This is a genomic window from Salinisphaera hydrothermalis C41B8 (genome assembly GCF_000732535.1).
Taxonomy (GTDB): Bacteria; Pseudomonadota; Gammaproteobacteria; order Nevskiales; family Salinisphaeraceae; genus Salinisphaera; species Salinisphaera hydrothermalis.
In genome coordinates, this window is record NZ_APNK01000032.1 from 18,667 (window position 1) to 40,200 (window position 21,534).

At 63.3% G+C, this 21,534-nt stretch carries 17 protein-coding genes; 6 read left to right on the top strand and 11 right to left on the bottom strand.

Annotation, left to right across the window (positions count from 1 at the left end):
• Window positions 1–6: 6 nt before the first annotated feature.
• Window positions 7–963: an ABC transporter substrate-binding protein gene (locus tag C41B8_RS15460; protein ID WP_084189104.1), complete on the bottom strand. Its 957-nt coding sequence runs from the start codon at window positions 961–963 to the stop codon at window positions 7–9.
• Window positions 964–1,218: 255 nt separating this feature from the next.
• On the opposite strand from C41B8_RS15460, the gene C41B8_RS15465 reads away from it, so the two are divergent.
• Entirely contained in the window at window positions 1,219–2,835 is a 1,617-nt protein-coding gene (locus C41B8_RS15465; RefSeq protein ID WP_037340232.1) for an FGGY-family carbohydrate kinase, read from the top strand.
• 12 nt (window positions 2,836–2,847) lie between these two features.
• On the opposite strand, the gene C41B8_RS15470 is transcribed toward C41B8_RS15465, so the two are convergent.
• The 4 genes from C41B8_RS15470 to speB form a co-directional block, all read right to left on the bottom strand.
• Window positions 2,848–4,188: a TrkH family potassium uptake protein gene (locus C41B8_RS15470; RefSeq protein ID WP_037340233.1), complete on the bottom strand. Its 1,341-nt coding sequence runs from the start codon at window positions 4,186–4,188 to the stop codon at window positions 2,848–2,850.
• 84 nt (window positions 4,189–4,272) lie between these two features.
• Window positions 4,273–4,485: a DUF3820 family protein gene (locus C41B8_RS15475; protein ID WP_084189102.1), complete on the bottom strand. Its 213-nt coding sequence runs from the start codon at window positions 4,483–4,485 to the stop codon at window positions 4,273–4,275.
• A gap of 73 nt (window positions 4,486–4,558) precedes the next feature.
• Window positions 4,559–6,004 carry a purine-cytosine permease family protein gene (locus tag C41B8_RS15480; protein WP_037340237.1) on the bottom strand — a complete coding sequence of 482 codons (1,446 nt, stop codon included), beginning with the start codon at window positions 6,002–6,004 and terminating at the stop codon, window positions 4,559–4,561.
• A gap of 46 nt (window positions 6,005–6,050) precedes the next feature.
• Window positions 6,051–7,007 carry an agmatinase gene (gene speB, locus C41B8_RS15485; protein ID WP_037340239.1) on the bottom strand — a complete coding sequence of 319 codons (957 nt, stop codon included), beginning with the start codon at window positions 7,005–7,007 and terminating at the stop codon, window positions 6,051–6,053.
• Window positions 7,008–7,171: 164 nt separating this feature from the next.
• On the opposite strand from speB, the gene C41B8_RS15490 reads away from it, so the two are divergent.
• The gene (locus tag C41B8_RS15490; RefSeq protein WP_037340244.1) at window positions 7,172–8,575 is read left to right on the top strand and encodes a sigma-54 interaction domain-containing protein; all 1,404 of its coding nucleotides are present in this window, start codon (window positions 7,172–7,174) and stop codon (window positions 8,573–8,575) included.
• A gap of 505 nt (window positions 8,576–9,080) precedes the next feature.
• Here C41B8_RS15490 and C41B8_RS15495 read toward each other — a convergent pair.
• The 4 genes from C41B8_RS15495 to C41B8_RS15510 all read right to left on the bottom strand — a co-directional run bounded on the left by C41B8_RS15495 (window position 9,081) and on the right by C41B8_RS15510 (window position 13,822).
• Window positions 9,081–10,841 (bottom strand): methyl-accepting chemotaxis protein, encoded by a 1,761-nt coding sequence (locus C41B8_RS15495; RefSeq protein WP_156962564.1) that lies wholly within the window; start codon window positions 10,839–10,841, stop codon window positions 9,081–9,083.
• 761 nt (window positions 10,842–11,602) lie between these two features.
• Complete coding sequence (locus C41B8_RS15500) at window positions 11,603–11,809, bottom strand: hypothetical protein (protein WP_037340247.1); 207 nt, start codon at window positions 11,807–11,809, stop codon at window positions 11,603–11,605.
• Window positions 11,810–11,910: 101 nt separating this feature from the next.
• Window positions 11,911–12,939, bottom strand: coding sequence for an L-glyceraldehyde 3-phosphate reductase (gene mgrA, locus C41B8_RS15505; protein ID WP_037340249.1), 1,029 nt, complete (start codon window positions 12,937–12,939; stop codon window positions 11,911–11,913).
• Window positions 12,940–13,198: 259 nt separating this feature from the next.
• Window positions 13,199–13,822, bottom strand: coding sequence for a PEP-CTERM sorting domain-containing protein (locus tag C41B8_RS15510; RefSeq protein ID WP_037340250.1), 624 nt, complete (start codon window positions 13,820–13,822; stop codon window positions 13,199–13,201).
• Between the two features lie 503 nt (window positions 13,823–14,325).
• On the opposite strand from C41B8_RS15510, the gene C41B8_RS15515 reads away from it, so the two are divergent.
• Both C41B8_RS15515 and C41B8_RS15520 read left to right on the top strand, forming a co-directional pair.
• Window positions 14,326–14,766, top strand: coding sequence for a potassium channel family protein (locus C41B8_RS15515; protein ID WP_037340252.1), 441 nt, complete (start codon window positions 14,326–14,328; stop codon window positions 14,764–14,766).
• Window positions 14,767–14,920: 154 nt separating this feature from the next.
• Window positions 14,921–15,352 (top strand): hypothetical protein, encoded by a 432-nt coding sequence (locus C41B8_RS15520; protein WP_037340255.1) that lies wholly within the window; start codon window positions 14,921–14,923, stop codon window positions 15,350–15,352.
• A gap of 65 nt (window positions 15,353–15,417) precedes the next feature.
• Here the strand turns inward: C41B8_RS15520 and C41B8_RS15525 are convergent, their stop codons facing one another.
• Complete coding sequence (locus tag C41B8_RS15525) at window positions 15,418–16,080, bottom strand: VC0807 family protein (protein WP_051883647.1); 663 nt, start codon at window positions 16,078–16,080, stop codon at window positions 15,418–15,420.
• A gap of 312 nt (window positions 16,081–16,392) precedes the next feature.
• On the opposite strand from C41B8_RS15525, the gene C41B8_RS15530 reads away from it, so the two are divergent.
• Window positions 16,393–19,053 (top strand): penicillin acylase family protein, encoded by a 2,661-nt coding sequence (locus tag C41B8_RS15530; RefSeq protein ID WP_037340259.1) that lies wholly within the window; start codon window positions 16,393–16,395, stop codon window positions 19,051–19,053.
• 195 nt (window positions 19,054–19,248) lie between these two features.
• On the opposite strand, the gene C41B8_RS15535 is transcribed toward C41B8_RS15530, so the two are convergent.
• Entirely contained in the window at window positions 19,249–20,316 is a 1,068-nt protein-coding gene (locus C41B8_RS15535; protein ID WP_037340264.1) for a hypothetical protein, read from the bottom strand.
• Window positions 20,317–20,901: 585 nt separating this feature from the next.
• Between C41B8_RS15535 and C41B8_RS15545 the strand changes: the two genes are divergently transcribed.
• Window positions 20,902–21,300 carry an ester cyclase gene (locus C41B8_RS15545; protein ID WP_037340289.1) on the top strand — a complete coding sequence of 133 codons (399 nt, stop codon included), beginning with the start codon at window positions 20,902–20,904 and terminating at the stop codon, window positions 21,298–21,300.
• The last annotated feature ends 234 nt before the right edge of the window (window positions 21,301–21,534 follow it).

Here is a 21,534-nt window from a genome sequence, read left to right on the forward strand (position 1 = left end):
CCGCGCCTAGCTGCCCCAGTGGAAGCTGGCGGCAGTCTTCGGCGTCACCGGGGTGACGTCGACCGGGATCGTGTCCGGGCTCTTCTCGCCGCGATACTTCTTCAGCGCCAGATGCAACGCTTTCACCACCTCGACGTCCGGATGCTGGGCCACATCGACCACGATCGGCGTGTTCGCCTTCTGCATGGCCTTGATCACCTCGGGATTGCCGTCGATGGTCGCCAGCTTCACGTGATTGTCGGAGGAATTCAGCGCCACCAGCGCACCCAGCGTGCCGCCGTCGTTAACGCTGAACAGCCCGTCCAGATCCGGATGCGACTGCAGCATGTTCTCGGTCACGTTCATGGCCGTATCGCGTTCCTGATGACCGTTCTGCTCGTCGACGATCTGGATGCCCTTGGCTTCGCCCAGCGCCTTCTTGCACCCCTTCACGCGCTGCAGGATCGGGGTCACCGGAATGCCGTTGAGAATGGCGACCTTGCCCTTGCCGTCGAGGCTCTTGGCCAGGTACTGACAGGCGAGATAACCCGCCTTGAAGTTCTTCGAACCGACGAAGCCCGAGACCGGGCCATCCGCCTGGGCATCGACCGCCACTACCGGGATACCGGCGTTATGCGCCGACACCACGGCCGACTGCACGCCCACGGTGTCGGTCGGGTTGAGCAACAGAATATCCACGCCGCGCTGGATCATGTCCTCGACGTCGCTGGTCTGCTTGGAAATATCGTGATGCGCGTCGGTCACGATGAGCTTGGCACCCATCTTGTCGACCTGCTTCTGCAGCGCTTTCTGCATGGTCACGAAGTAGGGATTGTTCAATTCCTGGAACGACATGCCGATCACGAGCTGGTCGTTCGGTTTTTTATGATCACTGGCCGCAGCGGCCGGGAGTGCAACCGCCGCAATGGGCAATAAGGCGAGCGCGAGCCCGCGGCGCACGCTACGCAGATTGATACTTGGCATCGTCATTTCTCCTCCGTGGGTGCGTTGCCGGCGCTGCACTTGATTGGATGATGCAACGATCCGAAACGCGGCATTGATGTTAACGTTGTCATTTCACGCTAGTTCGTCTGCCCGGATCGGAACAATTAGCCTTTTGGCTACAACGACTAAAGTCGGAAATCGATAACGAGCAAGGCGGGCCGGAACGCGGCACAGTAGTCGCCCGACCGCCTCCCGGGCCCGCACGGCCCGGCCACTCTAGACTGAGGAGACCCCATGAGCGCGCACTATCTCGGCATCGACGTCGGCTCCGGCAGCGTCCGGGCCGGCGTTTTCGACGGCTACGGCCGCTGTCTGGCCCAGGCCGCCCATCCGATCTCCCAGTTCCGGCCGGAGGCAAACTTCGTCGAACAATCCAGCGACGAGATCTGGGACGCCTGCGTCGCGGCCGTACGCGATTCGATCGAAGCCGCGGGAATCCCGGCCGACAGCGTGCGCGCCATCGGCTTCGATGCCACCTGCTCGCTGGTCGCGCTCGGTGCTGACGGCCGGCCGGTCTCGGTCTCGCCCACCGACGACGACACTCAGAACATCGTCATGTGGATGGATCATCGCGCCACGGCCGAAGCCGCGGAAATCACCGCTACGGGACACGACGCGCTGCGGTACATCGGCGGCCAGGTCAGCCCGGAGCTGGAACTGCCCAAACTGCTGTGGCTGGCCCGAAACCGGCCCGATCAGTACGAACGTGCCGCGATCTATCTCGATCTGGCCGATTACATGGTCGCGCGCGCGGTCGGCGAACTCGGCGGCGAGGCGACACCCGGCAAGAGCACCTGCACGCAAGTCTGCAAATGGCTGTACCTCGCCCACGAGGGCCGCTGGCCGACCGATCTGCTGAACCGGCTCGGATTGGAATCCCTGCTCGATAAGCCGCGCATGGCCGGCCCCATCCGCGAACCGGGCGCCCCGGCCGGACGTCTGGCTCCGGACGTCGCCGAAGCGTTCGGGCTGAGCGGCGAGATCACCGTCGCCACAGGCCTGATCGATGCCCATGCCGGCGCGCTCGGCATGCTCGGCGACGACCCGGAGGCCAGCCTGGCGGTGATCGCCGGCACCTCGACCTGTCATATCGCTTTTTCGCGGGAACCCTGCTTCGTCCCCGGCGTCTGGGGCCCGTACTGGGGCGCGGTGCTGCCCGACGGCTGGATCAATGAAGGCGGCCAGAGCGCAGTCGGCGCGTTGATCGATCACGTGATTCGCGACAGCGCAGCCTATGCCGACCTCATGGCCGAGGCCAAAGCCCAGGGCGTGAGCCATTTCGATGTGCTCAACGCCCGGCTGGACGCGATGGAAGCCGAACGCGGCGCCGCCACGCTGACGCGCGACGTCCATGTGCTCGACTACCACCACGGCAATCGATCGCCGCTAGCGGATGCCTCGCTCACCGGCATCGTCACCGGCCTGACGCTGGATACGGGCATCGACGATCTCGCCGTGCGGTATCTGGCCACGCTGCAGGCCGTGTCCTACGGCACACGGCATATCGTCGAAGCGCTCAACGCCAACGGCCACCAGGTCACGCGACTGCGCCTGTGCGGCGGGATACTCAAGAACGAACGCTGGCTGGCCGAGATGGCCGATGCCACCGACCTTCCGATCGAACTACCGACGGAACCGGAAACCGTGCTCCTCGGCAGCGCCATGCTGGCCGTCGCCGCCTGTGGCGACCAACCGGATCTGCGCAGCGCGGCCGCCGCCATGAGCGGTACCGATCGCGTGATCGAACCGCGCGGCGAACGCCGTGTGTTTCACGACGCCAAATACCGTGTCTATCGCACGATGCACGCACACCAGATGGCCTATCGCGAGATCATGGGTGGCGGCCGCTGAGTAATCGACCGGTCAGACCGCGATGTCTTCCCGCCGTATAGCACGCACCGCCGCGCGGCTTATCGGCGGGAACATGGCCAAACCCGCCGTCATCGGCCCGAGCCGCCCGAGGAACATCAGCGCGATAACGACACATTTGCCGGCCTCGCTGAGCCCCGCTGTGACGCCGAGGCTCAGGCCCACGGTGCCGATGGCGGATGCCGCCTCGAACATCAAGGGCAGCAAGGCATGGCCATCCACCAGTAGGAGCGCGAAGATGCCGACCACCAGGCAGCCGATATACATGCCGACCGCGGCCACTGCCATGGTAAGCCGGCGCGGTTGAATGCTGCGGCCGAGGAGGATGATTTCGGTTCGCCCCGCGAGCGCGGCGCGCACCGCGCCGTAAAACACGGCCACGGTGGTCGACTTGATTCCGCCGCCAGTACCCGACGGCGAGGCGCCCATGATCATCGCCACAATCAACAGCATGATCGAGGCATGGCCGAGCGTATTGATCGGCACCGTATCGAAACCGACCGTCGTCATCGCGGTCATGACCTGAAAAAACGATGCTAACAGGCGCTCGCCGGGCGGCAACTGATCAAGCGTGGGATCGGTGAGGAACAACGCCAGCGTGCCGATCACGGTCAGCACCGCGGTCACCCGCAGGATCAAACGCGACGTCAGCGAAACGCGGCGCCGCCCGAGCACCAGCCAGCGCCAGCCGTCGCTCATCACGATGAAGCCGATCGCGCCGAGATAACTCAGTACCGCAATCGTGAGATTGACGGTTACGTCATCCCGAAAACCTTCCAACCCGTTGCTGAACAGGCTGAATCCGGCGGTGCAGAAGGCCGAAATCGAATGAAAGATGCCGTTCCAGAGCGGCGCCGGCACGCCATCGGCCGCGAATGCGTGGGCGAGCACGGCCGCCCCGATCGTTTCGATAACCACCGTAAAGATCACGACACCGCGAATGAACTGCGCCACGTCCGCGCCGCGTGGCAACGCAAAGGTTTGCTGGGCCACGTTGGAGTGCAGCGAATCCAGACGCTGGCGCAGCGCGAGCATGACGAACGAACCGAGCGTCATGTAGCCGATTCCACCGAGCTGAATCAGCGCGGCGATGACCAATTCGCCGAAAAAATTGTAGCTGTCGGCCACGCCGATGGTTGACAGCCCAGTGGTCGAAACCGCCGAGGTGGCCACGAACAGACTGTCGAGCATGCCCACATGCGGCCTGGCATGCGCCCAAGGCAGACAGAGCAGGCCGAAGCCAACCAGGATATACAGCGCATAACCCCACACGACCAGCGTCACCGGCCGTCTGGACAGAATCAGCGCGCGACATACCGATAACAAGCGGCGCATCGGCAAGATCCGCAAAGCGGTAAGTCTAGGGCCTGTTGAGGTTTCGCGCGAGCACGGCGTCACGCCACTGGGGCAGGTTTCGGGCTACCGCCGTCGTAACGGCCTGAGCAAGCCGCGCAGATCGTTGTGATCGATCTGGTACATCAGCGCCAGCAGTCGCCCCAACTCGCCGGCCGGAAAACCCTGGCGGGCGAACCAGGCCAGATAGCCGCCGGGCAGATCGGCGATCACGCGCCCTTCGTACTTGCCGAACGGCATGGTTCGCGTGACCAGTTTCTCCAGGTCCTGTGAATCCACGGACAGCCTCGATCAACAGCGCCCGGACGAGCCCGGGCGCCGATCATGCTATCGCAAGCCGCGACGCTATCGCTCACCCGCCCTCGCGCTGGGCCAGCATGCGGTTCGAATCGGCGATCGCCTGCTGTTCGGCCGCGGTATCGATCCCCGAGGCCAGAATCCAGTACAGACCGCCGGCCACGACCAGCCCGACCAGGAACGAGATGTCGGCCCCGCCCAGCCAGCGCGTGACCGGGCCGGTATAGAACGAGATGGCGAAAAACGGAATCATCGCCACGAAGCCGACGGCGTAGGCGAGCATCCCGCGCCAGGACCACTGCCCGTAGATCCCGCGCGGATTGAAGATCTCGGTGATGGCATAGCGGCCGTGGCGCACGACATAAAAGTCGATCAGGTTCACGGCCGTCCACGGCACCAGGAAGTACAACATCAGGATCACGAAGTTGTTGAAGCTGCCCAGATACGCATCGGGGATGACCAGCGCGACCGCCGTCGCCAGCGCCCCGAACAGCACGATGCCGATGACCCGCACGCTGATGGTCGGGCGTACCGGCCGATAGGCATCGATGGTACTGATGCCGGTGAGCATGGCGCCGTACATATTCACGGCCATCACGCTGATCAGCGCCGGCACCGAAGCCAGTACCGCGAAGGTGCCAAACCCGGGCAGGATGTCGTTGCCGACCGACCTTAGGCTCGCAATCACCTCCGGATGCGGCAGGGCCGCGGACAGGAACGCCCCCAGTGACATCAGCCAGATCGCCGAGCCGCCGGCGCCCAGATAGGTCCAGCTGATCACGCCGCGCGAGGAGACGTTGCTCGGCAGATAACGCGAATAATCCGAGACATAAACCGCATAACTGATCTGGTAACCGGCCGCGGCCGAGAACTGGACGAGGAACACCGCCCAGCCGGCGCCCGATTGGTGAACCGCCGCATGGCCGTGCATGACGATCGCGCCGATGGTCAGCACCGCGAACACGGCAATCAGGATCGGCGTGAGCCAGCGCTGCACGAAATGCAGCAGATCGTGGCCCACCACGGCGATACCGATCGCCAGCAGCACCAGCAGCGGATACCAGAACAACGGCCCGCCGGGCAGCACGAGCCGCAACGCCTCGGTGGCCAGAATGACGTTGAATACGTTGAACCCGCAGTACACGAAGATGGTGGCCGCGAACGGCAGGATCGCCCCGCGCGAGCCGAACTGGGCGCGCGATTGAATCATCTGCGGCAGGCCGAGGCGCGGGCCCTGGTTGGCATGAAACGCCATGAAAAACGTCCCGAAGGCCGCACCGAGGACAACCGCCAGCACGCTCCACCACACGCCCAGCCCCATCGAGGGCCCGACGAAGCCGGTGACCATGGTCGTGAGCACGAAGTTGCCCGTGAACCAGAATGGCCCCTGGTGCCAGACTTTACCGTGACGCTCGGCCTTGGGCACATAATCGATCGAGCGCACCTCGACCACGCCGCGACGGTCGCTGGCCGTCCCATCGACATTCATTGTCGAACTCATTATCTCCCCCTTGTCGTTGACAGGTGATGCAAGCCGTCCGATCGGCTCAGTTGCGATAAGTCACGCCCGGCAGGACGCAGAGCATTTCATAGAGCAGGTTGGCGCCCAGCAGGGCGGTGTTGCCGCTGGGATCGTAGGGCGGCGCCACTTCGACCAGATCGCCCCCGACCAGGTCCAGGCCACGACAGCCACGCACGATCTCCAGCGCCTGCGGCGGCGTCAGGCCGCCGATTTCGGCGGTGCCGGTGCCCGGCGCGAAACCGGGGTCCAGGCTGTCGATATCGAAACTGAGATAGACCGGCCCGCCGCCAACCTGCTCGCGAACCTCGGCCATCAGCGGCGTCAGGCTCTGGTGCCAGCACTGCTCGGCCGGCACCACGCGGGCGCCCTGTTGCCGGGCCCAGTCAAAATCGTCGGCGGCATAGCCCGTGCCGCGCAGCCCGATCTGGACCATGCGCCGGGTATCGATCAGCCCTTCCTCGATCGCGCGCCGGAACGGCGTGCCGTGGGCGATTTCCTCGCCGAACATCTGCTCGTTGGTATCGGCATGAGCATCGACATGGATCAGCCCGACCGGGCCGTGCCGGCCCGCCATGGCCCGCAGGATCGGCCAGGTCAGCGTGTGGTCGCCGCCCAGCGTCAGCGGGCGACAGCCGGCGGTGACGATGTCGGTGTGAAACGCCTCGATGATTCCGATGCTCTTCTTCAGGTCGAAGGTGTTGATCGGCACATCGCCGATATCGGCCACCTGGAGCGAATCAAACGGTGCCGCACCGGTGGCCATGTTGTAGGGCCGGAGCATGCGCGATTCGTCGCGGATCTGGCGCGGGCCGAGCCGCGTGCCGGGCCGGTTGGACGTGCCGATATCCATCGGAATGCCGACGAATGCCGCATCCAGCCCGGCCGCGTCCCGCTGGCTGGGCAAGCGCATCATCGTCGCCGGCCCGCCGAAACGCGGCATCGTATTGCCACCAAGAGGCTGATTGAGATCACGATTTGCCATAGTGCGGGTTCGGTTGGGATTTACCCACACCGTGGCAAGAATCGGGCCGAGTTATAAGGCATTGAATATCAATGCTCTTGTTAGCACGCGATTCATAAACGAATGATTGACGGCCCGTTTTAATTCATAATGGATTCAACCGATTCATATTCGATTCAGCCGCGATGCCTTCGCCCGACAACCTGCAGGCACTGGAACTGGATGCCGTGCTGGCCCATTCCCACGACCACGTCGTCATTGCCGACCAGCACGGCCGCATCCTGAAAGCCAGCGAGAGCTGTGCCGGCGTCTACGGCCTGCCTTTGCAGGAATTCATCGGCGCCTCGACCTACGACCTCGAACACAACGGCGTGCTGTCGCCCTCGATCACCGTGCGTGTGCTGGAACAGCGCCGCGCCTGCCATGTGATGCAGGCCACGCTGACCGGCCGCTCGGTTATGGCCAGCGCCTATCCGGTATGGGACGGCGATCGGCTGGTGCGCGTGGTCAGCCTGTCCAAGGACATGACCGATATCCGCAGCCTGCAGCGCGAGTACGAACTGCTGCACCGGCAGCTCATTGCGCGTGAAGCCGCGCCCGCGACCGCCCTGGACCCCGACGCCGACATTCCCACCTGCAATCCACGCATGCGCGAAATCGTGTCGTTGCTGGAGCGGGTGGCACCTACCGACGCGAGCGTGGTGCTGCTGGGCGAGACGGGGGTGGGGAAAACTCGCATCGCGGGGCTTTTGCACCGACTCAGCCAGCGGTCGAACGGGCCGTTCGTGGAAGCCAACTGCGGCGCGATTCCGGACACGCTGTTCGAGTCGGAAATGTTCGGCTATGTCGCCGGCGCCTTCAGCGGAGCCGCGCGCAATGGCAAACCCGGCTTGGCCGAGCGCGCCCATGGCGGCACCCTGTTTCTCGACGAAATCGCCGAGCTGTCGGCCCAGGCCCAGACCAAACTGTTGCGCGTGCTCCAGGATCGCCGCGTGACACGACTGGGCAGCACGGACGTGCGCACAGCCGATTTTCGGCTGATCGCGGCCACCAATCGCGATCTCGAAGCGCAGGTCGCCGAGGGCCGTTTCCGCCTGGATCTCTATCACCGCATCAACGTCGTGCCGGTCACGATCCCCGCGCTCGCGGAGCGAGCCGAAGATATTCCGCTGTTCATCCAGCGCATGCTCCATCAGCTGAATACGCGCTACGGTCAGGACAAAACACTCGCGCCGGAGACATGGTCTTATCTGCTTGGGCGAAGCTGGCCGGGCAATCTGCGCGAACTCGAGAATTATCTGGAACGGCTCTATGTGCTCGCTGCCGGGCCCACCATCAGCCCCGGCCCCACAACCGGCGCCGCCCTGGACGCCGAAGCGGGACAAAAGACTGACCGCGAGGCGGCGCCCCGCCCGTTGCACACCCTGCGCGAAGCCGTCGAAACCGCAGAACGCGAATGCCTGCAAGCGGCGTTAAGCCGCTGTCGCAGCACCTATGAGATGGCCCACATGCTGGGCAGCAGCCAACCCACGGTTTTTCGCAAGCTCAGAAAATACGGCCTCGCTATCGATACGGACCCAGCCGCCTGAGTCCAAATCCGCGGATCGCTTTCTTCAAGCAACAGCGACGGAAAAGCCCGACAGGCCCAAACATTGACCGCTTTCAATCCCCCAATTAACGCCAATAGCGCAAATAGCGGACTGGGCTCACCACCTTTGCGATGCCGAGGCGCCGCACGACATCCCGCTTCGTTCCACAAGGCATTCATCCGCAGATCAACGCAGATTGACGCAGATGGCGGTTGGTCATTGGAGGCGTGGGCTCGATCGTGGCGCGAACCACCGTCAATGCGTCGTTCCCGAAGCAAACCTTCAAGTCAGGCGTTTCGGTCGACGCCGTCGCCGATTAGCGCCTCGAATCCGCTACGGCACGAAAGCGGAGCCGCATCGGCGTCAATCTGCGTTGATCGGTGAATATTTTTCTTCAATGAACGAAGCCGGAGAAAACAAGACTAGCGAGGTCGACATCCCGGTCCGTCATTAGTGGCGTTTATCTGCGGATGGTTTTCTCCGGCGAACGAAGCGCGAGCTGTATCTAGAACGTCGCCCACTCGTCGACCTCGTCCACGGTCTCGGACGCGGGCCTGGCTGCCACGGATCTTGGCTGAGGCTTGGGCTCGGTCTTGGGTTGGGTTTTCGTTGAGGCCTCGGGCTCCGGTCTTGCAGCGGTCGCGGGTGCGTCCGACGGTTCGGCGGCGGTCTGGGGCGGCTGCTCGGCCGAGACGCTTTCGGGCGCCGGCGCGGCGTGCTCGTCGCCCAGGCGAAAGCCCGCCATCTTGGCGAGCAACGCCTGAGCGCGGTTTTCCAGTTCCTGGCTGGCCGCCGCGGACTGCTCGACGAGCGCTGCATTCTCCTGGGTGCTCGCATCCATGTCGGCGATCGCGCGATTGACCTGCTCGATACCCCCGGCCTGCTCGCGGCTCGCCGAGGCAATCTCGGCGATCAGTTCGCTGACCTTGTGGATGCTCGTGTTGATGGTTTCGAGCGCTTCGCCGCAGCGGGTCACCTGCTTGGAGCCGTCCGCCACCTTGGTCGCGCTGTCGCTCACCAGGGTCTTGATATCGTCCACCGCGCTGGCGCTGCGATTGGCCAGATTACGCACCTCGTTCGCCACTACGGCGAACCCTCGCCCCTGCTCGCCGGCACGGGCCGCCTCGACCGACGCATTGAGCGCCAGCAGATTGGTCTGAAAGGCAATCTCCTCGATCAGGCCAACGATATCGGTGATCCGGCGACTGGATTGGTCGATTTCGCCCATGGCCGTAACCGCGGCCTTGGCCACGACACTGCCGTCGTCGGCACGCGTTTTCACGTCGCGTGCGAGTGTCTCGGCCTCGACCGCGTTGTCGGCGTTCTGTTTGACGGTGGAGGTCATCTGCTCCATCGAGGCGGCCGTTTCCTCGAGGCTGGCCGCCTGACGCTGGGTACGCGCGTTCAGTTCTTCGCTGCCGCTGGCGATCTGGGCGGCATTCGCCTCGACCGATTCCGAACTGAGCCGAACGTCGCCCACCGTATCGACCAGGCGCTGCTGCATGCCGCTCAACGCCGAGAGCATGGCGCCGAATTCGTCGCGCCGCTTGTCCGAGATCTCGTTATCGAGATGGCCCTGGCCGATCGACTCGGCCAGCTGCCGCGCCTGCGTCAGCGGCCGGGTGATCAACCGAACCAATATGAATGCGACCAGCAGACCGGCCACCAGCGCGCCGGCGCAGGTGCCGGCAATCAGCAACGTCAGCCACTGGGCGGTTTTCTCGCTCGATGCATGCAGGTGCTTGGCCGAGGCAATTTCGCTATCACGCAGGCTGTAGAGCGAATGGGCTGCGGCGGTCAACGGTAGTGAAAGCTGGGCGTCATAGAACGCGTTGGCGAGATACGCCTTGCCCATTCCGAGGACCTTGATGAACTTATCGAGCTTCGGATCGAGCTTGTCGAAGGTCTGCTGGACCTTGTCGGCCTGGGCCCGCTCTGCGGCGTTCGAGACACGCGCGGGATAGTAGTCCTTCCAGTTGCTCCTCAGCGTTTGCCGCGCGCTTTTCAGCTCGTCGGCCAAGGCCTGCATATCCCCCGACTGCGCCGCGTGCAGACGCCCCCGAATATTCTGCAGCATGGTGGCGTAGGTCTGGCTGGTATCGCCCAGGGCCGCTACGCCCTGCATATTGGTGGCATACAGTTTGCCGTTGTAAGCGTTGAGTTCATTAACGGCATACAACGACAACGCACAGAGCACAGCCCAGGCCAGAATGGTGGATCCGAATGCCAGGGTGATCTTGGCTTTCACACTCGACAGAAATCGCACGGCTTCCCCCTTCTTGCGCAACGCACGCCATCGCCCTTGCCGGCGACCTCGCAGATAAGGCCACTATCGGCCGATGGCGCTGTTTCTTGAGTGCACGCTCTGCGCAACGACGGGCCAAGGGGGCGGGCCCGACGATTCAGCGCGCGGCTGCCTTCGGGCGTCATGCTGACGGCAAACAGAAGGCGGGAGAATCGTTGATGACTACGACCATTCACCGAGGTGCCAGGATCACGGCGGTGCTGGCGCTCGCGGCTGTTGTCGTCATTCCGAATGCGAGCCGCGCCTCGAGTGGCGCTACATAGGGCCTGTCGCCAAGCCGCCGACGGGATACTTCGGGCCGAACATACGACCGTCGACCCCTGGGGCTCGGCTCATTACGGGTTGGCCCGCCTGGTCGGCACGGTGCCCGGGGAACACGCGCCACGTCAGGTGCTGTGCGTGTACGACAAGCGCTCGCACGCCGTCGAAATCGGATCGCCCATGCCGATTACATCCGCAAGACGAGCCGAGAGGCCTTGACTTCAAACAGGCCCCGGATCGAACGGGCACGCGCCGATAAGCCGCCCGGCCGTCGTTACACACACAACAGTCCACACGACAGCGTTCCGGCACAGGCAATCACCGGATTGCCCCCAGGGCGTGTCGTCACGAGAGACGCCACCGCATGACGTAGGCCGGGCAAAATTAAAGAGCCGGTCGCTGGACAGCGGCCGGCTCTTCAAGCGCCGTGTGATGGGGCGGCCATATACCGCCCGCTATCATCAGCTCTGGCGCAGCGTCGCGATTTCGCGGCCGATCTTCACCGCCTCTTCGCGGCTCGGCGCGTTGCGTTCGGGATGCTGCGGCGAGGTGCCGTTATCGAAACGCACCTCGACTTCCCAGCCCGTGTGCCCTTCGCGGCCCATGATTTCGTAGCCGCGCTCGGCATCGCGCTCGAGCGACTGCCAGTCCGTCAGGTTCTGCTTCATGACATCTACCGTGGTGTTGGAATAACGCCGGCGAGGCTAACAAACCTGCGCCGCCGGCGACTCCGTAATCACACGGTCCTCGAACGCGGCCACGACGTCGCTCAGGCGTTGCTCGACGCGGCCCAGAGGTTGATGTCCTCGTCGGTGGCGTAGGTGTCGATCTCGTCGAGCTCGGCATCGGTAAACGACAGGTTATCCACGACCCGGGCACAATCCACCACCTGCTCGGGGCGCGAAGCGCCGATCAACGCCGAGGTAATACGCTCGTCGCGCAGCACCCAGGCGATCGCCAGCTGCGCCAGCGTCTGGCCACGGCGTTGGGCAATCTCGTTGAGTTTGTTGAGATGGGAGATCGCCCGATCCGACAGCATGTCAGGGTCCAGCGATTTACCCTGCGTGGCACGCGAGCCCTCGGGGATACCGCCGAGATATTTCGACGTCAGCATGCCCTGGGCCAGCGGCGTGAATGCGATCGCGCCCATGCCGATCTCGGCCAGCATATCGGTAAGCCCGTCGCGTTCCACCCAACGGTTGAGCATATTGTAGCTCGGCTGATGAATCAGACAGGGCGTGCCCATATCCGCGAGCAGAGCGGCCGCTTCCCGGGTGCGCTGCGCGTTGTAGGACGAGATGCCGACATAGAGCGCCTTGCCCTGCTTCACCAGCGTATCCAGCGCGCCCATGGTTTCTTCCAGCGGCGTATCGGGATCGACGCGATGCGAATAGAAGATATCCACATAGTCCAGGCCAAGCCGCTTGAGCGACTGATCGCAGGAGGCGATCAGATACTTGCGGCTGCCCCAGTTGCCGTAGGGCCCGGGCCACATGTCGTAGCCGGCCTTGGACGAAATCACCAGCTGATCGCGATAGCCGGCGAAATCGGTCTTCAGGATCTTGCCGAAGGCCTCTTCAGCCGAGCCCGGTGGCGGGCCGTAGTTGTTGGCCAGATCGAAATGGGTGATGCCGTGATCGAAGGCGGTCCGACAGATCGCGCGCTTGGTTTCGTGCGGCGTGTCCTCACCGAAGTTGTGCCACAGCCCGAGCGAGACCACCGGCAGCTTGAGACCGGACCGCCCGCAACGGCGATAGACCATGGACTCGTAGCGGTCCTCCGACGGGGTATACGACATCGCTTGTTCTCCTCTTCGCAAAACACGCTTGGACCGCCGACCAACGCGGGCGCCAGACCACGCCTGGCACACGTTGGGACCGGTCCCGTGACGCTTTAAATGATGGGTCGGCTGACTGTAGCACCGACGGCCCCGGGCCGGGTTACACCTGCAACCGGGCCGCCCGGCGCGTGCGTCGTGGTCGGCCCCGGGCCCAAAACGAAAAAGCCGACGCCCCCGTTCAAGGGGGCGTCGGCTTTTTTTCGACGAAACGATCCGATCAGATCGCGGACCGCCGACGATAGGCAGCAAAACCGATCGCCGCCAACGCCAGACCGAACAGTCCGAAAGTGCCCGGCTCCGGCACATCAGCGGTGCTGGGATCGGCCAAGTACTTCAGCGTTGCCTTAACCGTCGCACCGTAGCAAGGACCGCTGTTCAGACCGAAATAGCCCAGGTTGAATACCGCATCGGAAAGACTGACCTGGATCAGGCCGTCGTTATTCGGGCCGAACGTAAAGTTCAGCGGGCTATCCCAATGCACGACGCCCTCTTGGGCAAAATTGAAGAAGCCAGTAAAGAGCCCGTAGGTTTGTCCGTCGACCGTGCCCTGACCGCTCGTCGGCGACGTGAAGCCGAATTGCACGCTGATCGGATGAGACCCGCTGCCCTGATACAGGCTGCTTTGGTCGGTCCAGATATCGAACAGACCGAAGGTTTTGGACTGCCCGACATTCAGGTCATAGCTGAACGGGTTCGCCGCATGATCCTGCGTATGCACGACCAGCCCGGAACCGGAGGTATGCGCATCGACCGTATACGACGATGTGATCATCGTTGCGTTCGCCGCGGCGGACACTACAAGCAGGAAGACGGCCAGCGCTCCCAATTTAACCGCATTCATTATTAGCCCCTCGTTGATTGCAGCGTAAAAACACAATTAAGAAACGCCACGTCACGGATAGAGCAATCGGCATGCCACAATCAATAAAACTAGAGCGCCAACCATTGCCATACGGTGTTCGCGTCAAATAACCTGCCTATAACTCCAATCAAATCAAGCCTGTCTTGCCAGCAGCCGGGCCACGAATAATTCGAGGGCTATGGTCGAGGGCTATGGTCGCTCAGGCCCTGACAGACCAGTGGCTCTCATCTTTGTAAGAAGGTCTGACAGCGGGGCGGCCGCGCTCTGCCGCACGGCCGCAGATCTTGAACAACGGGATGCGTTCATTCGATCCGCGCCATGAGTCCGAAACTATATAAAGACACAGGGGAATTCCCTAGCTTCCGTGGCGGGACGGCTGTTCTCTTTCGAGCGACTGACCCGCTGTCAGAGAAACCGACAGCCCCGGTACCGGCGGGCGATCCACAGTCGCGTGAACGTGCCGATATTGTCAGGGTGTCGACATGCTAGGCATCGTCATTATCAACATCATCGTGGTCAGTCTGGTCGTGGGCATCCATTACGAGTTCCTCTATCGCATGACCGCGCTACTGCCACGCTTACCCGTGCGGCATCGCTTCCGGATCGTGCTCGGGGTATTCGGCGCGCTGACGGCGCATGCGATCGAGGTCTGGATATTCGCGATCGCCTACTACGGCATGCTGCACTGGGCGGGCATCGGCCATTTCATCGGGCACTTCAACGGCTCGCTGCTCGACTGTGCCTATTTTTCGTTTACCACCTACACCACGTTGGGTTTCGGCGATATCCAGCCCGTGGCCGGCGTACGCTATCTCACCGGCATCGAATCGCTCACCGGACTCTTGCTGATTACGTGGTCGGCCTCGTTTCTATATCTCGAAATGCAGCGCTACTGGACGCGCAAGGATGTGACGGGCGGCTAAAGTCGGGCGGTCGTCGCCGGGCACTGCTCGACATGCCTTGCTGCGGTCGCACGAACGCCGGGCCACCGGAAACCGGCTGGAAATTTTCCGCCAATACACATAGCGTGCGTCTCGGAGTCATCCCGCCACACCACGGCACGAACCGATTCGACCCATGAGTGACAACGACCTCATTGAAGCCAGCCCTTGCAAACTGCGTAACGGCAACTGGGGCTGCAAGACACAGCAGCCAGTGCAAGTGGGCGACACGGTGCGCATCGTCACGCGCGCCAACAAGCAATGGCGCGCCGAGATCACCCAGATCGTCTGGACCGACGATCAAACCTGTATCTGCGAAACCGCCAGTGAAAACAGCAAGTCGCCCAGGGCGTCCTCCGACCAGCCTGCGGCACCCAGCAAACCGCAGCAACAAGGCCGCCAGCAGGCCCGGCCCGTAGCGGTTGTCGACGACACGCCAGCCCCGCCTCGCACCGACGCCATCCCAACCGACGAGCTCGACGCCATGGCCGATGCGGCGGCCCAGCAGGACGACGAGTACGACGACCTCATGAGCGCGATGCAAGCGTTCGAACGCGACCCGCAGTAAAAAACAACAAGCAGTCGCTGCCGCACGCGGGGAGACGGCCGTACGCCATATTACGTGCGGCGCGCTCAGTCAGGCCGCCCGTTGTCGTACAGCGGGCGATCGACGCGCTTCTGCAGCGTCCGTCGATACGCGAGCGTCCAGAGCACGAGCAAGCCCATCGTGCCGTAGCCGACCACCGGCTGGACGATCAGATAGTCGTGAATGCTGACGGAAAAGACCAGCACACAGGCTACGGCTGTCGACAGCAAAAGCCCCACGCCCCAGGTGAGCGTCATGACGGTCATCGCACGGCGAAAATAGGGTTGATCGCGGAGCGCCTCGAATTCGGCGGCTTCGGCCGGCGAGCTGCGCGCGATACCCGCCCGCGCCAAGTAATAAATCACCGGGCGCCGGATCACGACCGAGCCCAGAAATACCAGCCCGATCAGCGCTGTGACCAGATTTTCACGCAGCTGAAGAAAGCGGGCCGAGCCCGAGCCGATCATTGCGAGCAAAGAAAGCGCGATACCGGCCAGCACCATGACGGAAACGGCATCCAGCTGGCGACGACGGATGAATTCCACGATCGCCCACAGCATGGGCGGGACGGACGACGCCATCAGCGCGACCACGTCGCCCGAGCCAGGCGCCACGCGGTCGTAGATCAACAGCGGCAACACACAGTTGATCACGAGCTCCAAGGCAAGACGCATGCCCTGCGGACCCAACCTGTCGATGAACCGAGCCATAAGCACGTCCCAGGACTTCGTGCCGAACCAAAGAACCGCCGCTCCAGATTAACGCCGAAAGCCGGGCAAGGCACCATCTCGTCACGAGCCGCCCGACGCCAGGCCCTGCCCGGCCCGCTCGCCACCGGCCTCTATTCCGATCGGCGCCAGCCCAGCGCCCGACGCGGCGCCGAAATTCAATACATCATAAAAACATAGAGCTACCGCCAAATCCCGGATTATGGCGCCTAAAGTCTTATATCTCCGCCCCGATTTCCCCACCGAAACGGCCTACACTCGACAAGTCATAATAATAAAAAGGGAGATGACGTCATGGGGACCCTGTCTCGAGCCGCTCGGCCGGCTTCGTTGCTCTTGATCAGCCTGACCCTGGCCGCGGGGCTCAACGCCTGCTCGGACCACAACCACAACAATGTGTCCAGCGGCAGCTCGGCATCGCCGATCAGCTCGCCCGACGGCAAGCTACAGGCCACGATACGGACCACCACGGACGGCGTACCGCATATCGTGGCCAGCAATCTGGAATCCGGCGCGTTCGGCGAAGGCTATGTTCAGGCACGCGATAACGTCTGCATCATCGCCGATTCCATTCTGCGTGCCACCGGGCGACGCGCCGAGTTCTACGGCCCCGGGCCGAACAGCATCAACATCATCACGGACTTCAGCTATCGGGCGTTGGGGCTGCTGGACAAGGCACAACAACGCTTCGCCTCGTTATCGCCCGAGTCGCAGGCCATGCTGCGTGGCTTCGCCGCCGGCTACAACAAGTATGTGAGTGATACCGCACCCGGCGATCTGCCCGGCAAATGCGCGAATCAACCCTGGGTGCAGGCGATCACCCCGCAGCAGCTGTATGCGTATTACCAGCTGATCGCGCTGTATGCGAGCGGCGACCAGTTTGCGACCGGCGTCACGTTTTCGGCCGCGCCGCCGGGCGTGGATCCGAGCCCCACGCCCGCCACGCCGACCGTCGCCCGCAATCGCATCAGCATGCCGGACTTCGCCCGCATTGCGCGCACCGGCACGCCCAAATCGCTGGGCCTGAGCAGCAACTACACCGATCGTGGCATGGCCAGCAACGGCTGGGGCATCGGCGGCGATATGACCGAAAACGGCCGCGGCGCGCTGCTCGCCAACCCCCATTTCCCGTACACCGGCAATCGACGCCTGTACCAGAGCCAGCTCACCATTCCGGGGTATTACAACGTCAACGGCGCGGCCCTGATCGGCTTCGTGGTGCCGCTGATCGGCTTCAACCAGGACGTGGCCTGGACCCATACCGTCTCGACGGCCAATCACTTCACGGTCTATCAGTTGCAGCTAGCGGCCGGCGACAACATGACCTACATGAAGGACGGTCAGCCGCAGTCGATCACGTCCAAGACGTTTCAAATTCAGGTGGCTAACGGAACGCCGACACCCACGACGTTGCAAAAGACATTTTATTACTCGGAATACGGCCCGATGATCGCGGCCAATCTGGTCAACAGCGCCCTGCCGGCCTGGGGCGACAGCCTCGGCGGACAGCCAGTGGCCTTCACCTACCGAGACGCGAACGCCGATACCGCCAGCCAGACCGTCGATCAATGGCTGGGCATGGGGCGGGCGCATAATCTCGCCGAGTTCAAAAAACCGTTCCAGGCCTGTGGCAGCGTGCTGTGGGTCAACACCATGTATGCGGACACCAGCGGCCAGGCGTTCTATATCGACGGCACCTCGGTCCCCAACCTGTCCAGCGCCGCGCTGACCGCCTACGCCCAACGCATCGCCAACAATCCGCTCGCTGCCGGGCTGGCACGCGCCGGCGTGCCCCTGCTCGACGGCAGCACCTCGCGCGACGATTGGGTGACGGGCAACTGCAACGGGCGCGTGCCTTATAACGGCATGCCCAAGCTTGAACGCCGCGATTTCGTGCAGAACTCCAACGACAGCTACTGGGCGACCAACCCGGCGGATTTCCTGACGGGGTACTCGCCGCTGTACGGGCCGACCGAAACTCAGCTCAGCCCGCGTACGCATATGGGCCTGAAGATGCTCGAGCATCCGACCGACGCCGGCCTGTCGAACGTCAAACCCGCGGGCGACGACGGCAAGTTCACCGGCAAGGAGATCATCAACGCGCTGTATTCCAACCGCGCCTACTACGCGGAAATGCTGCTGCCGACGCTGCTCGATCGTTGCCAGGCGGCCGGCAATGAAGCGATCCCGACCACCGGCGGCAACAGCCGCTCGATCGCGGCCGGCTGTAGTGCGCTCGCCAGCTGGAACGGCGTCTACAACACCGACAGCACCGGCGCCCAGGTCTTCCGCGTGTTCATTGCCGCTTACAATCCGAGCTACCCGGACCAATTCACGGTCGCGTTCGACCCGACCCAACCGGCCACGACGCCGAATACGCCGAAACCGGCCACGGCCGACCCCGCGAACGACCCGATGCTGCAGGCGCTGGCCACCGGTCTCGACAAACTCGACCAGGGCGGTATTGCCTACGACACGCCACTGGGCCAGGTACAGTACGAACAGCAGTCGGCCGGTGTACCGCCGGGCGGTACGGCCGCGCCCAGCGGCGACCCGATCCCCTGGCCCGGCAACCAGAACTTCGAGGGCGGCTTCGATATCGTATCCGTGGCCACGCAATCGGTTGACGACGGCACACGCTTCCCGCGCGTCGCCCCGGCCTCGACCATTGCCGATACCGGCTCACTCTCGGCCACCTCGGGCCAGGGCTGGCTCATCGGCTACGGCACCAGCTGGCATTTCGGCCTGAACTTCACCGCCAACGGCCCCGAAGCCTATGGCCTGGTGAGCTACAGCCAGTCGGACGACCCGTCCTCGCCGCACTTCAGCGATCAGGACGAGCGGTTCTCGAACAAGAACTATCGCAAGCTGCTGTATTCCGACAGCGACATCAAAGCGGATCCGAACCTGACCACGCAGACCATCAACGGTCAGGTTCCCGCCAACAACAGCTGACACCGCAATGCGGGATCGAAAAGCTCGGCGCCGGCCACTGCGCCGGGCTTTTCATTAACGAACCACGCCCTCGCCGCCAGCTGCCTCACGACCCGCCGGGCGAATCCGTTCCGGCCCGGCCACGATTGATCCGGGGCATCGTCGCGCAAGACTCTCGCCGGATCGCGCCGTATCCCAGACCTCAGCGGTAGCACTTCATCCGTAATAGCCGTAGGCGCCGAGATCGCGTCCGGTGGCCGCCGCCATACGACGGTTTTCCGGGCTAAAATGGCCGAGGATCGAGCGAGCCAGCGACTCGCCCAGCTCGATCTCGGAAGCACGCCCCGTGAGCCGGGCCGGTAGCGTGAATTGCAACCGGCCATGGCGAGACTTGAACAAAAGAAGCGGCCGCATGCCCCAGCGATTCGCCCGACGAGAACGGGCGTTGGCCGGCGTGGGCGACAGCCCGTCCGCCGCATGCTGCACATCCAGCACGTCGCGCATTTCGCCGATGAAACCAGGGAAATCGGCGCCGATCATCTCGATCGGCATCACGCTGACGTTCTCGGCGCCGACCGTTTCGGCGAAACAGTCGTAGAGCTGCCCGTAATCCATGCCGAAGAACTGATGTTCCAGTTCGTTCGGCGAGCGATCGAGCAATCGCTGCACACGCCGCTCGAAGTCGCGCTGCGAGGCATAGGGGATCTTGCGCGACAGCTGCACATAGCTCGCGGCCAGCAACTTATCCTGGCGCCGCGTCATCATCAGAAAACGCACGCGCTCGAAGCCGACCCGGTGCGCCGACTCACGCAGCCCCGACAGATTGGCGCATAGCTGGGCTGCCGAGAATGCCGGCGGCATGGCGCGAATACCAAAATGATTCACCCGCGTGACCGCCTCGTCGGAAATCAGCAGGGCGCGCGGACGCGGCCCATTGAACGACGCCAGATTCTTGTATTGGCGCAGAAACGAGTCGCCATGCCGGCCCCAGAACGCCCCCGACTTCTGGAAGGCATCGGAGAAGCGGCGCACCCCGAAGCGATTGCGCGCGAACAGATAGGCCGCTTTCTTCGCGTTGGCCGCGCCCGGCATGACGTAGTGGCCCCCCATGAGCTGCGGAAAGATGCTGCCATGCAAATACGAGCTGGCCGCCTTGGGCAGTCCGACATGCACGATCAGTGTCCGAGGCGTCGATGTATCGGCCACGGCCACCGGACGGGCGACGCGACTGGATGGATAAACCGACGCATCTACAACGCCAGCCTGCGCGAAATCGCCTGCCATATTGTTGCCCTCTATGCCCAAATACCCTCGATCCACCTCAAACCTAGCAGCCAAGCCATTCATTTTCTGTAAGAACGCCGTCGCGGCTCAGGCTCCGCCGGCGACCGAAAAGCGCGAACCGGACGCCAACATTGACTCTCACGCGACGATCAGCCCGCGCCATGGCGCCCGCACCAGCCCGTGTTCGTGCCCGACTTCGCCTAGGCCAACCGCGGCGAAGGCGAAGTGCGCGTCTGGGTACGCAGCGACGCGCGAATTAGACGCGACAAACCCACGGACCGGCGCAGGTCGTTCAGGGCTGACCTGCGCCAGGCCCGCTCGCAAGATCAACGAGTTATCGGCCAACACGCGGGCGCCGCGCGTGCACATCGAACCGCGCCTGAGCCGTTGCGGCGGCTACGGCGCCTCCATGCCACGCTCCAATCGTGCTTCTCATCCCCGAACAAAGCGCGGGTCGAGAAGCGCGTGTATCAAACGCGACGCCCGGCAATCGGCGTCTATCTCGGATAAATTGAGATCTCATACCGCCGCATCCGATAGCCAGCCAGTGCATGCGGCAGGCTCCCACTCGACATCGTGATGCAAATGAACAGGCACAAGGACGAATTGGCGGCCACTTACCGGCAGTACATCAGCTGCCTCAACGATAGAACATTCGCCAGCCTGGGGCGCTTTGTCGATCCTGTCGTTGTACATAATGGCCGGCCGCTCGGCCTCGACGGTTACCGTCAGATGCTGGAAAGCGACGTGCGCGCCATTCCAGACCTGCAGTTCGATATTCAACTCCTCACCGTCGACCCGCCCTATGTAGGCAGCCGGCTAGGCTTCGACTGCACGCCGACAGGCGAACTCTTCGGCCTCCCGGTCAACGGCCGGCGCATCCAGTTCACCGAAAACGTGTTCTACGAATTCTCTGTTTCGCGGATCAAAACAGTATGGTCGGTCATCGACGAGGCGGCGATCCGAAGACAGATCGGGGAATAGATCGATAGCAGCTCGGCTGAGCCCCTTCGCGCCGAGTGAAAAAGTTACGGGCAACCCGCTGACCATCGAGGATGAACCGTGTCCTGCCCAGAATGTCGCGCCCCGCGAATTCCGGCGAAAAGGCCTCTATGTTGCAGTTTGAGGCTGAATCCACCCCGATAGAGGCAAAAGGCAAGACCCGAACATCCCTCTAGGATTTTCAAGTTTTCAGCTCATAATCGCGCTCTTGGGTGA